The sequence below is a fragment of the Paenibacillus azoreducens genome (genome assembly GCF_021654775.1).
In the GTDB taxonomy this organism is placed as follows: domain Bacteria; phylum Bacillota; class Bacilli; order Paenibacillales; family Paenibacillaceae; genus Paenibacillus_AQ; species Paenibacillus_AQ azoreducens.
Genome location: NZ_AP025343.1, coordinates 7,181,527 through 7,194,022, shown reverse-complemented (window position 1 = coordinate 7,194,022; position 12,496 = coordinate 7,181,527). Strand labels below are relative to the sequence as shown.

The following is a 12,496-nucleotide window of genomic DNA, read 5'->3' as shown; positions in this document are numbered from 1 at the left end:
GGACCTTTAAAAACGCGGAGCGATCCGCGTTTTTTTGAAGAGGAAAGAATTTTCAGCGGAAGATGAACACTTTCTGCAGGCAAGAAAAACATCCGCTAAACGCGTCTGTCTTATGATACAGAATAGATAGTTCATTTTGTCCAAAATGCGTGATTCACCGCAACTATTCATTCCAAGATCATGTATAAGGAAATGGGAAAGGATGAATACTATGGTCAGATATCACACTTATATTCCTGGGACGCATTCTTCCCATCCAAACAGTAGTTGAAAAATCTTCTCGAGAAAGCGGGGCAACATGTAATGAAAGCTACTGGAATAGTCCGCCGTATTGATGACCTGGGCAGAGTGGTCATCCCTAAAGAAATTAGACGTACACTGCGAATCCGTGAAGGAGATCCGCTTGAAATTTTTGTTGATCGTGACGGTGAAGTGATTCTGAAGAAGTATTCCCCGATCGGGGAACTTGGCGATTTTGCCAAGGAATATGCCGAATCGCTGTACGAAGGTACGGGACATACGACGATCATTTCCGATCGGGATACCTTTATTGCGGTAGCGGGCGGCTCCAAAAAGGAATTTCTGGAGAAGCCGATCGGTTCTCTGATTGAGGGCTGCATGGATAACCGCAAAACGCTGCTGGAAACAAACGGCGGCAGCTATGAAATTACCAAGGATCATCCGGAAACCTTGTCTTCTTTTGTAGCCGCGCCAATCATCTCCGGCGGAGATCCGATCGGAACTGTGATTCTGCTTAGCAAGGACGATTCGGTTAAAATGTCGCAGCTTGAAATTAAAATGTCTGAGACGGCAGCCGCTTTTCTTGGTAAACAAATGGAGCAGTAAAACTATAGGAACTCCCGCTTTCGCGGGCCGTATGCAGCGGCCGAGCCAATAAGCGGGAGTTTTCTGGCATTAAGAAGTTTTGGGTTCCCCGCAAAGTACCTGGAATAAGCATCGAAGCATAGATCCTACTCAGTACTTTTGCTTCGCAAAAGCGCCCCTCTGTGAGAGGCGCCCTTACTTCTTTCCGATACTTTTTGTGGGGTTATTTTGCATTTACCGGGTATAATTAAACGACCGATACATGATTGCGTGACAGCTGGATCGTAAACGGCATTTTGACAAGCGATCTCGGGATGCATCTTTCTTAGGGCTTAACTTTCTGATATCGTAAATGAGATCATAAAAAACGGGAGAAGTAGGGAAACGAAGATGAAGGAAGCGGGAACATCCTCGAAAATACTGCAGGGCGCTTTTGTGCTGAGCATTGCGATGGTACTTTCGAAGCTGATTGGAACGCTGCAGAAAATACCGCTGCAAAATATGGGCGGCGATGCGGTTTTCGGCATTTATAATACGGTGTATCCGTTTTATACCTTGATAATTACGGTAGCGCTGGCCGGTTTTCCGGCGGCCATCTCCAAATTTGTTGCCGAGGACGCGGCAATGGGCGGACGGGCGCAAAGCCTGCAGGTCATTCGGATCGCCTCAGCCGCTTTGGCATGCTCCGGCGTTTTGTTTGGGACGGCGATTTATTTTGGCGCGCCGCTGCTGGGGAAGATGATCGACAATGCAAGCGTGGTGCCGGCTCTGAAAGCTTCGGCATTTGCGTTATTATTCGTCCCGGTGATGTCCGGACTTAGAGGTTTTTTTCAGGGTTACCAGGACATGATGCCGACTGCCGTTTCGCAAATTACGGAACAGTGCGTACGGGTTGCGGTGATGATCATGCTGCTGATTTACTTAACATCCGTAGGGGCTTCGGCGGAGCATATAGCGGCGGGAGCATTAATCGGCTCAGCTGCTGGCGGGGCGGCCGGACTGATCGTTATGGGCGGTTACTGGCGGAGCTACCGGCGCATGCTGAATACGACGGATGGGAGAGCGGCCCCGTCAGAAGGCACGAAGAACGGGCAGCCGAGGGGAGCCTTGCTGTGGAGCATGCTGAAATATGCCATCCCCGTATGCTTGGGGGCGCTGGCCATTTCGCTGGTGAATCTGGCGGATACGTTTACGGTTCCGCGTCTGTTGAAAGCAGGCGGATTGGACGAGGCCGGGGCCATGGCCGAGTTTGGCGTCTATAACCGGGGCATGCCGGTCGTCCAGCTTGTAACGATGCTGGCGACCTCGCTGTCGGTTCTATTCATTCCGGCGCTCGCTGAAGCTAAGGTTCAGGGCGACAAGCAGCTGGTTGCCGACCGCTGCCGCCTGTCCCTGCGTTGGTTCTGGCTGGTGGGAATGGCCGCCTCTATAGGGCTTGCGGTGTTGGCTGAGCCTGTCAATATTGCATTGTACCAGGACGGGACAGGCACAGGCGTGATTCGCTGGATCGCCTTTACGGCGGCAGGCAGCGCCCTTAGCATTATATCGGCCGCCCTGCTGCAAGGGCTTGGCGTCGTAAAGGCGCCGGCGCTGCATCTTTTGGCCGCAGCGGCGGCGAAGGCGGCCTTGAACCTGCTGCTCGTCCCGCAGCAGGGCATCACCGGCGCGGCCCTCGCCAGCGTAGCCGCGCACTTCCTGGCCGCAGCGCTGAATATCGCGCTGCTGTGCCGCAAGGCCGGCCTGCGCGTGGGCGCCGGCCGCATGTTCGCGAAGCCGGCGTTTGTTCTCGCCGGCATGGCTTTGGCGGCGGGCGCCGCCATGCTCGCAGCGGAAGCGCTGCTGTCTGCGCTCGGGCTGCACGCCCGCCTTACGGCCACAGCGGCCAGCCTGGCCGGGGCCGCTTGCGGGGGCGCCGCGTTCCTTGCCGGCGCCGCCAAGACAGGGCTGCTCAGCGAGCGGGAGCTGCGGATGGTGCCCAAGATCGGCGCGCCGCTTGCCCGTCTGCTTCAGCGGCTTCACTTGTTTGCATGACCTAACGCAAATCATTTTTGTGCGGGGTTTGGCCATGTTATAGTATATCTACCATCCATTACCGGAAGAATGGTAAATAGAGCGGAGGGAATAAAGATGAGCGCATCCATAACAATCGTTGGTCTGGGCTCCGGAAATCCGGACCGCCTGACCATGGGGATCGTCAAAACGCTGCAGCGGGCTTCCAAAGTATATGTCCGGACCCAAGAACATCCGGTGATGTCCGTGCTGGATGAACTGAATGTCGCCACGCAGTCTTTTGACCATGTCTATGAAGCCCGGGATTCATTTCCCGAGGTGTACGCATCCATAGCGGATATCTTGATAGAGAAGGCCGCTGCAGGGCAAGAAGGAACGAATATCGTTTACGCCGTGCCCGGCCATCCGATGGTCGCCGAAGCGACCGTGCAAATTCTCCGTGAGCGCTGCGCACATGAAGGGATTCGGCTCAGCATACTCGGCGGCGAGTCGTTTCTGGACGAAGCTTTTATCCGCCTTGGTTTTGACCCGATTGAAGGCTTTCAACTGCTGGACGCAAGCGGACTTGATGCAAGCTTGCTTCAGCCTCGGCTGCACACGGTGATCGGACAGGTCTACGATACGTTTACGGCATCGGATGTCAAACTCGCTTTGATGGAGCTGTATCCGGATGACTACAAGATCACTGTCGGGCATGCGCTCGGCGTAGAAGGGCAGGAGCAGATCCTTCAGGTGCCTTTGTATGAGCTTGACCGCGTGGAAGGATACGGCAACCTGTCGCTGGTTTATGTGCCGCGCAGCGAGGACGAGATGCTGCGACAGCGCACTTTTGCCCGGCTGCATGAAATCGTAGCGATTCTGCGGAGTCCGGAAGGCTGCCCTTGGGATCGGGAGCAGACGCATGCATCGATCCGTAAAAATCTGATCGAGGAAACCTATGAGGTGCTGGAAACGATCGATGAAGATGATCCGGAGCATATGCAGGAGGAGCTCGGAGATTTGCTGCTGCAGGTTATGCTGCATTCGCAGATGGAAGAGGAAATCGGCACCTTCAACGTTTTTGACGTCATTCAAGGGCTCAATGACAAGCTGATTTTCCGGCATCCCCATGTTTTCGGCCAAAACAAGGCTGAAGACGCCGAGGCCGCCCTATCAAACTGGGAGCAGATGAAAGCCGAGGAGAAGCGCCGCAAAGGGCTAGATCCAGGACAGGCATCCGTACTGGACGGCATCCCTAAAGACCTGCCTGCGCTTATGAAGGCGTACAAGCTTCAGAAGAAAGCTTCCAAGGTCGGTTTCGACTGGGAGCGGATTAACGATGTCTTGGACAAAATCGAAGAGGAGCTCGCGGAGCTTCGCGAAGCCGTCGAGCAGGATCTGACTCTTGAGGAGAAGACGGCAGAGCTTGGAGACCTGCTTTTTGCCGCCGCCAATGCCGCCCGCTTCTTACATACCGATCCGGAAGAGGCTTTATCCATGACGAACCGCAAATTCATCCAGCGTTTTCATTTCATCGAAGATGAGCTGAGGGCCCGGGGCAAAACAGTCCATGAAAGTTCACTAGAAGAGATGGACGCCATTTGGCAACAAGCCAAAAATCAGGTATGATAAAAACTCAGCCTGCTAAAAGACAGGTAGCCGACATCTATCAGGCGACATGAGGTGAAGAAATGTCGGCCAAGCAATCCGCCTGCAAGAATTTCCTCATAATTCATAAAAAATTGGCGGAACCAGGCAGGAATTCGGGCAGGGCATCAAGAATAACCATACTCATGAAAACTGCGGATATGATTGCGTGCCCTTGCTATCATGACGCACCTATACTTATTTCTTTGTATATTGGGAGGATAATAATTTATGAACAAGACAGATCTGATCAACAACATTTCGACTAAAAGCGGTTTGACTAAAAAAGACGTGGAATCCGTTCTTAACGGTTTTCTTGGCGAAATCACCGACGCTTTGGCAAACGGTGATAAAGTGCAGCTGATCGGCTTCGGTACCTTCGAAACCCGCAAACGTTCCGGTCGTACAGGCCGCAATCCTCAAACCGGCAAAACAATCGAAATTCCAGAAGCTAACGTACCTGCATTCAAAGCAGGCAACAAGCTTAAAGAAGCCGTAAAATAAGATGCGTGTCGACAAATTCCTGAAGGTATCCAGGCTGATTAAACGGCGTACCGTAGCCAAGGATGTCTCGGATCAAGGCCGGGTTCTCATTAACGGCAGGGAAGCGAAACCGAGCAGCACGGTGAAAATCGGCGATGAAATTACCGTTCAATTCGGACAGAAGCTGGTGACCGTGAAGGTGGAACGTCTTGCCGAGACGACCCGAAAGGATGAGGCCGCAAGCCTGTACTCCTTGGTCAAGGAAGAGCCGATTGCAAAAGATAACGGTTTGAATTGGTAACAAGGCACTTTTATAGCAAGCATATACAAAGGCACTCTCCGGTATCCGGGGGGTGCCCTGCTCGTTTTTAGGTGAGAATCCCTGCGCGGTTTTTTGATGTATCGGGAGTCCCCGCAAAAAAATCGGAAAAAAGTTTCGAAGGCCACACGTCACTCCGTACTTTTGCTCCGCAAAAGCGCCTCTGTGAGAGGCGCCCTTACTTCTTTCCGATACTCTTTGCGGGGTTATTTTAGTTTCAGTAAGTTGTTTTGGCTGCCGGTTCTAAAGTGCGTTCCCCACCCATAAGCTATTGGTAAGAAGGAGGGGGTACATGCCATGATCGAGCCGGCCAAAAACAAACAGCATGAGCTGCACATGCACAACCGCAAGCAGCTGAATCTGACGGGAGTCTATAACGTGGAAAGCTTCGACAGCGAAGAATTCCTGCTGCATACCGAGCTTGGACATCTGAACATTAAAGGACAGAATTTACATATCAAAAACCTGAGCCTCGAAGAAGGCCTGCTCTCCATCGAAGGTCTGGTCCATTCCCTGATTTACCTGGATCCCGGTTCACACGGAAAAAATAAGGGAATGTTCGGCAAGCTTTTCAAATGAGCCCGCATATTCAGTGGATGACCTTGCTCTGGATGCTGTTTTCGGGAACAGCATTGGGACTGGCCTATGACAGCTACCGGGTGCTGTCGGGCCAGCTGCGGTTTCCAAGATGGACGCTTCATGTTCTGGACCTCTTCTACTGGTGTGGAGCGGCTATTTTTGTGTTCAGGATGCTGTATGTAAACAATTACGGACAACTTCGGTTTTATGTGTTTGTCGGACTTTTCATCGGGGTATGGCTATATTTTTTATTCTTAAGTGTTACAACTCAGCGTTTTGTGGTAATGTTAATAAAGGTAGTGCGTTATATAATTGACCTGCTGAAGCGACTTTTCAGGCTTACGGTATGGACGCCGGTCCGGCTGCTGCTCAAGCTGCTGAAAGGACTGGCCGTCATGCTCGGCAGCCTGCTGATGTTCGTCCTTCACGTAGTGTTGAAAATGCTGCTGCCGTTTTGGAAGCTGGCCAAGTGGCTGTTTAGGCCGATTACCTCGCGCCTTTCGAAGCTTTCATGGGTTGACAAGCTTTACCGATCAGCGGTCTTGCTCTGGAAAAAATGGTTTCCGGAGAAGAAGGAATAGAGGAAAACAGGGGCCATACCCAGAAATACATGTTTAAAGTGCGAGTTCAAAAAGGTTGGTTTTCAGCACCGAGAAGGTTGAATGAAGCTAGGGACGAAAGGAGCGGAGCGTACGTATAGGTACGTGAGCATCGGAAGGCCCGGCTGAATTCAAGATTCGATGTCGATCCCGCTCCCTGATTCACTTCGTGTTAGATATAGTATTTTTTAGTTATCAGCCGAGGCTGATGAAATTCTATATCGCAAGAAAACCTACCTATGCATCGCGGCCCTTTCATCCTTGAAGTGGCATCGATTAGGTTTTCTTATCAAAAGCGGACTTTTTGAACAACTTCTTAAAGTGTCTGTAAAGGAGGAAATGTATGGGGAAATATGCTGCCAAAGAGCAAGCGCGAACGCAAGCGGCGAAAAGGAACCGGGATAATAAAACCGGCCAGCAAGCCGGTGCGCGCAGGCGGATATTGATCTGGTTATCCTTTATGGTCATCTTTATGGGATGGGCGCTGTTCACCTTTATCTCCCAACAGTCGCAAATTTCGGAAAAAAGTGCCGAGCTCGCCAAGAAGAAGGTGGAGCAGGACAACACGGAGAACAGCAAAAAGCAGCTGATGTATGAAGTGAATCGGCTCAAGGATCCCGAATATATCGGCCAGTTGGCACGCAAGAACTACGGAATGTATCTTCCTGGGGAAACGCCTATTTATACGGAGGGGACAAAGCCGTGATACGGCGTGGAACCGGGCGATTACTCAGTTGACCTTAGTTTGCGCTTTTTGTATAATCAAATCACCACAGCCAAGGTTTGACTCAAATCTTGTTGTATATTTTTAAGGGAGGATCATTTTATTCTATGGCAATCGAAGTGGGCACCAAGTTAGAAGGCAAGGTGACAGGCATAACGCATTTTGGAGCATTTGTGGATCTGTCAGGAGGTGTCACGGGTCTCGTTCACATCTCGGAAATCGCCGATAATTACGTCAAGGATGTCAACGATCACCTGAAAATCAATGATGTTGTTACCGTGAAGGTGATCAACGTCGACAAGGACGGCAAGATCGGACTTTCCATCAAACAAGCTGTTGATAAGCCAGCATCCGAAGCTAGACCTCCAAGAGGGCCAAGACCGGAGCGCTCCGGATTTGGAAGCGGAGATCGTTCTGGCGGCGGCGGAGGCTATAATCGTGAACGTGGCGGGCGCCCATTCAAGCCTGCGGCCAGCAAAACTTCGTTTGAGGATAAAATGTCACGTTTCCTGAAGGATAGCGAAGAACGCATATCTTCGATCAAGAAACATACGGAATCCAAGCGCGGAGGACGCGGCGCCAAACGCATGTAATAACATGCCCGGCGCGGGCAAGCGCCGATGACTTGAATAAAAAAAGATAAACCGCATCAGGTCCTAAAAGCCTGCTCTGCGGTTTTTTTGTCGCTTCGCAAAAAAATACCGACAGCATCCAACTCATTTCCGGCTCTGTCTATAGCAATCGATAGCGGATTATCGGTGGCGATTCGGGGCGGAGCCGCAATGAAGGGGAGAGTGAGGAAGGCTCAAATGGGCTAGGCGGAGGAAGTTGCGGCCGATTCCCGACATTTCGCAGCGAGGTTCCTTTTTGTCGGAAACTTTTTTTAAGCTTGTCCGCTGTTCTGACAAACTTTCATGTTCGGGGGCTTTTATAATGGGTACCATCAAAATCTACGAAATGGTGGTGCTTAACATGGAAAAGTTGAACGTGAACATGACCGGATTCAAAACGCTGCAGGAAGCAGCCATGGAAGAAAGCGGCCTCATGGCCCGTCTACGGAATATGCCCTTTCTCCAGCGTCCGCTTCAACTGTTTGCAGCCAAGAAGTGGATGCTCTTGCTGACGCTGATGGCGTTTTTGCTGGGAAAAGCCATGATATTGGACGAGCTATCGCCATTTGCAATCGCTTATTTCGCGGTCATTGCCTTTTTGCGGCGAGATTATTTACTTCCCGTAACCGGAGCGCTGCTTGCAGGAAGCCTGTTTGCTCCTTTTCCGGCTCCGCTGGTAATCGCGGCTGAACTGTTGATTTTTTATTTTATGCATCGGGGGCTAAGCGCCTTTGATCATGCCGAACTCTCCTACGCGCCCCTCATGGTTTTCGTTTCATCTTTTGTCGTCAAGCTGTTTACGATCATGACCGCCTCAACGTTTACTTGGTATTCTCTTATGATAAGCTCGCTGGATTCCGTCCTCAGCTTTGTGCTGACGTTGGTGTTCATCCAGGCGATTCCGATATTCACTTATCGCAAAAAGAACTATCAACTGCGGAGCGAGGAAATTCTCTGCCTGATCATCCTGCTGGCTTCCGTGATGACAGGAGCTGTCGGATGGGCGATTTACTCCCTTTCGGTGGAGCATATCCTTTCCCGGTATCTTATTTTGCTGTTCGCTTTGGTTGGCGGAGCCCCGCTCGGTGCTTCCGTAGGCGTTGTTACCGGTTTGATCCTCAGTCTAGCGGACATATCCGCCATTTATCAAATGAGCCTGCTCGCTTTTTCGGGGATGCTGGCCGGTATGCTGCGGGAAGGGAAAAAAGGAGCGGTTATGCTGGGCATGCTACTCGGTTCCTCGATTTTATCGATCTATTTCAGCGGACCGGCCGATGTCATGAACTCCACATGGGAATCTTGCGCGGCAATTGTCTTATTTCTGCTGACGCCTAAATCGTTGATTACGATGATTTCCAAATATGTTCCCGGAACGAATGACCACAGCAAATCCCAGCATGAGTACGCCAAGAGAGTCAGGGATTTGACGGCGGAGCGGGTCACCCAATTTTCCCGGGTATTCCGGCAGCTTTCGCAAAGCTTCGGGCAGGTGGCCGGCACGGAGGAGATCGGCAATCGCTCGGGCGAAGTGGACCATTTTATGAACGCGGTTGCGCAAGGGGCCTGCTCAAGCTGCATCAAACGCAGCCACTGCTGGGATGCAAAATTCTATCAGACCTATAAATACATGACGGATGTAATGACCGCGGTTGAAGAGAATCCGGAAATCACCGATCGGCAAATTCCGAAGGAATGGATGCGGATCTGCGGCAAAACCTCCGAGGTGCTGGATGAAATGAAGCAGCAATATAACCTCTACCAGCATGATATGCAGTGGAAACGCCAAATATACGACAGCCGGCAGCTGGTTGCGGAGCAATTATCGGGTGTATCGCAGGTCATGGAAGACCTGGCCCGGGAAATCCAGCGGGAAGGGCAGGCCATGTACCGGCAGGAGGAACAAATTCGCGAGGCTCTGGAGCAATTGGGCCTGTCTATTCAGGACATCGAGATCATCAGCCTGGATTCCGGACATGTCGAGATTGAAATCGTGCATGCGTTTACACGTGGATATGATGAATGCCGTAAAATTATCGCGCCGCTATTATCCGATATCTTGGACGAGCATATTGCCGTGCTCCATGAATCGTCCATTTCGTCCAAAGATGGCTTGGCAACGGTCCTGTTCGGATCCGCCAAAACCTTTGAAATCACAACAGGGATTGCCGGGGCGGCAAAAGGCGGGGATATGCTGTCGGGAGACAGCTTCAGCATGGTCGAGCTTGGCAACGGCACCTTTGCGGTCGCGCTCAGCGACGGGATGGGCAACGGAGAACGGGCTAAACAGGAGAGCAGCACAGCACTGAACATTTTGGAGCAGTTGCTGCAAAGCGGTATGGACGAGAAGCTTGCGATCAAGTCCGTCAATTCGATCCTGATGCTCCGCTCGCCGGACGAAGTGTATGCCACGGTTGACATGGCCCTGATCGATCAGTACACGGCAGAGACGATCTTTATGAAAATCGCGTCCGCGCCAAGCTTTATCAAAAGGGGGCTCGAAGTGATTCCGGTATCCGCCAGCAATTTGCCGATCGGCATTATTCAGGATATCGAAGTGGATCTTGTCACCTTGAAACTGCAGGCCGGCGATATTGTGATCATGATGACGGACGGCATTTACGACGCGCCTGGGCATGCCGTGAATAAAGAGCAGTGGATGAAGCGGATGATTCAGGAAATCGACAGCGAAGATCCGCAGCAGATCGCCGATATTCTTTTGGAAAAAGTGATCCGCTATCAGCAAAACATCATCCATGATGATATGACGGTTGTCGTGGGCAAAGTGGAGCATTACGCTCCGGAATGGGCGACCCTGCATGTGCCTGGAATCGAACGAATGGAACGGCCGCGTACCGTAAGCTGATTTTTCACCGGATCCTCCATCCTTAGAATCTTTTTATGCTATATAGCTGTTAATAGGCACGGTTCCTAGGGGGAAATGAGGTGAAAGGAGGATAAACCGCGTTTGGAATCTCTCAAAAATGGAAATGATAGAAGCAAGAGAAGGCCATTTTGGGGAGGATGATAGATCGTGAAACAGATTCTTTTGATTACGGACGGATGTTCAAACATGGGGACAAGCCCGGTGCTTGCGGCAGCGCACGCGTTTCAGGAGGGGATTACGGTCAATGTGGCGGGGGTGATCGATTACGGAACGATTGGTGAGCTTGGCAGTCTGGAAATCGCCGAAATTGCTAAAGCGGGGGGAGGCGTAAGCCGGATCGTTGGAACGAGGGAACTGGCCCAAACGATGCAAATGATGACGCGGAAAACGGTGGTTCAAACGATACAGCAGGCGGTTAATAAAGAATTAAAGCAAATATTGGGGGGCGCCGCCTTGGAGGATCTCCATCCGTCCCAGCGTTCGCAGGTGGTACAGGTCGTGGATGACATGACGGAAACAACGCCGCTTCAGGTCGCGCTTTTGATCGATGCCAGCGCCAGCATGAAACCTAAGCTTGGTGCTGTCGAGGATGCCATCCGCGATTTGATGCTCAGCCTGCAGGCGCGCGAAGGCATAAGCGAACTGGCCGTATTTCACTTTCCCGGACGCCGGAGCGGAGAGGATGCCGTCATGGACAGCGGCTGGACAACGGATGTAAGCGGGTTGAAATCGCTATTTCAACGCATCCAGATGAAGGGGGCGACGCCGACGGGGCCCGCCATCATGAAGGTGATTGATTTCTTCCGTTATGGTACACTAGATGAACATCAAACATGGCGGGGAAATACCGATGAAGGAGAAGGGATGCTTGGTGACTACGTCGTCTAAACCGGTGTATCCGGCCGGTACGGTCATTACAGGCAAGTGGCGCAAGGGCCGCTTTATCATCCGGCGCGTATTGGGCCAGGGGGCCAACGGAATCGTTTATCTTGTCCAAAAAGAAGGTTCCCGTGATCCGTATGCCCTTAAAATGGGGTATGATACGCTTGATCTTCAATCCGAGATCAATGTGCTGATGTCGCTGCAGTCGAAGCGAAGGTCTTCGGAATCGACAAGAAGCGGCTCCCGGATGCCCTATCTGCTGGAAGTGGATGATTTTAAAGGGCGCGACGGGGACATACCGTTTTATGTCATGAGATATATCCGCGGCAATTCCTTGTATCATTTTATACGCAAGCGCGGCCGGGAATGGATTGGCCTGACGGGGCTGCGCCTTTTGGAAAAGCTGAACTCCCTGCATCGCTTGGGTTTTGTGTTCGGGGATTTGAAGCCGGAAAATGTGATGGTATCCGACGTCGGCCGCGTCGAGCTGGTCGACTATGGCGGAGTGAGCTCTATGGGGCGGAGCGTCAAGCAGTTCACGGAGTGGTATGACCGGGGGTATTGGAATGCCGGTTCGCGGACGAGCGATGAGGGTTATGATCTGTTTGCGTTTGCCGTTCTGATCATACAGCTTTTTCATGAAGAAGAGCTGAAGGCTGCTTCCGCCCAGCATTTGCCGCAAACGCGGAGTTCGGGACAGCTGCTTGCGATCGTACAGCGGAGTTCGCGGCTGAAACCTTATTCCGAGTGGCTGCGGCGGGCCATCCGCGGGGAGTTTGCAGGTTCGCAAGAGGCGCTTCAGTTGTGGAAGCAAACGATTTATACGCCGGCTTTGGCCGGGAAGCTGCCAGGTAAGACGCCGCGATGGCTGATCAACGCTTTCGCTCTTTCGATCATGATTGTGTGCCTGGCTTGTTTATGGGCTTTTTTCTTATGATTTTAGGCAGTCGGATA

At 51.8% G+C, this 12,496-nt stretch carries 12 protein-coding genes; all 12 read left to right on the top strand.

Annotated elements, in window-relative coordinates; genetic code table 11:
- Positions 1–303 precede the first annotated feature (303 nt).
- Positions 304–846 carry a stage V sporulation protein T gene (spoVT, locus tag L6442_RS32255; RefSeq protein ID WP_194234424.1) on the top strand — a complete coding sequence of 181 codons (543 nt, stop codon included), beginning with the start codon at positions 304–306 and terminating at the stop codon, positions 844–846.
- Positions 847–1,215: 369 nt separating this feature from the next.
- Complete coding sequence (locus L6442_RS32250; RefSeq protein WP_212980917.1) at positions 1,216–2,856, top strand: putative polysaccharide biosynthesis protein; 1,641 nt, start codon at positions 1,216–1,218, stop codon at positions 2,854–2,856.
- Positions 2,857–2,952: 96 nt separating this feature from the next.
- Positions 2,953–4,443 carry a bifunctional methyltransferase/pyrophosphohydrolase YabN gene (gene yabN, locus L6442_RS32245; RefSeq protein WP_212980916.1) on the top strand — a complete coding sequence of 497 codons (1,491 nt, stop codon included), beginning with the start codon at positions 2,953–2,955 and terminating at the stop codon, positions 4,441–4,443.
- 249 nt (positions 4,444–4,692) lie between these two features.
- Complete coding sequence (locus L6442_RS32240) at positions 4,693–4,965, top strand: HU family DNA-binding protein (protein ID WP_212980915.1); 273 nt, start codon at positions 4,693–4,695, stop codon at positions 4,963–4,965.
- A 1-nt stretch (position 4,966) separates the two neighbouring features.
- Positions 4,967–5,245, top strand: coding sequence for an RNA-binding S4 domain-containing protein (locus L6442_RS32235; RefSeq protein ID WP_194234420.1), 279 nt, complete (start codon positions 4,967–4,969; stop codon positions 5,243–5,245).
- Positions 5,246–5,560: 315 nt separating this feature from the next.
- Positions 5,561–5,842 carry a sporulation protein YabP gene (yabP, locus tag L6442_RS32230; protein ID WP_194234419.1) on the top strand — a complete coding sequence of 94 codons (282 nt, stop codon included), beginning with the start codon at positions 5,561–5,563 and terminating at the stop codon, positions 5,840–5,842.
- Positions 5,839–6,423 (top strand): spore cortex biosynthesis protein YabQ, encoded by a 585-nt coding sequence (gene yabQ / locus L6442_RS32225; protein WP_212980914.1) that lies wholly within the window; start codon positions 5,839–5,841, stop codon positions 6,421–6,423. The genes yabP and yabQ overlap by 4 nt, the downstream gene beginning before the upstream one ends.
- 361 nt (positions 6,424–6,784) lie before the next feature.
- Positions 6,785–7,147: an FtsB family cell division protein gene (locus L6442_RS32220; RefSeq protein ID WP_194234417.1), complete on the top strand. Its 363-nt coding sequence runs from the start codon at positions 6,785–6,787 to the stop codon at positions 7,145–7,147.
- A gap of 125 nt (positions 7,148–7,272) precedes the next feature.
- Positions 7,273–7,758 carry a S1 domain-containing RNA-binding protein gene (locus L6442_RS32215; protein ID WP_212980913.1) on the top strand — a complete coding sequence of 162 codons (486 nt, stop codon included), beginning with the start codon at positions 7,273–7,275 and terminating at the stop codon, positions 7,756–7,758.
- 433 nt (positions 7,759–8,191) lie between these two features.
- Positions 8,192–10,639: a stage II sporulation protein E gene (gene spoIIE / locus L6442_RS32210; RefSeq protein ID WP_373871857.1), complete on the top strand. Its 2,448-nt coding sequence runs from the start codon at positions 8,192–8,194 to the stop codon at positions 10,637–10,639.
- 168 nt (positions 10,640–10,807) lie between these two features.
- Positions 10,808–11,548 (top strand): vWA domain-containing protein, encoded by a 741-nt coding sequence (locus tag L6442_RS32205; protein WP_194234415.1) that lies wholly within the window; start codon positions 10,808–10,810, stop codon positions 11,546–11,548.
- On the top strand, positions 11,532–12,479 hold the full coding sequence (locus L6442_RS32200) for a serine/threonine protein kinase (RefSeq protein ID WP_212980912.1): 948 nt from the start codon (positions 11,532–11,534) through the stop codon (positions 12,477–12,479). Before L6442_RS32205 ends, L6442_RS32200 begins: the two co-directional genes overlap by 17 nt.
- Positions 12,480–12,496 lie beyond the last annotated feature (17 nt).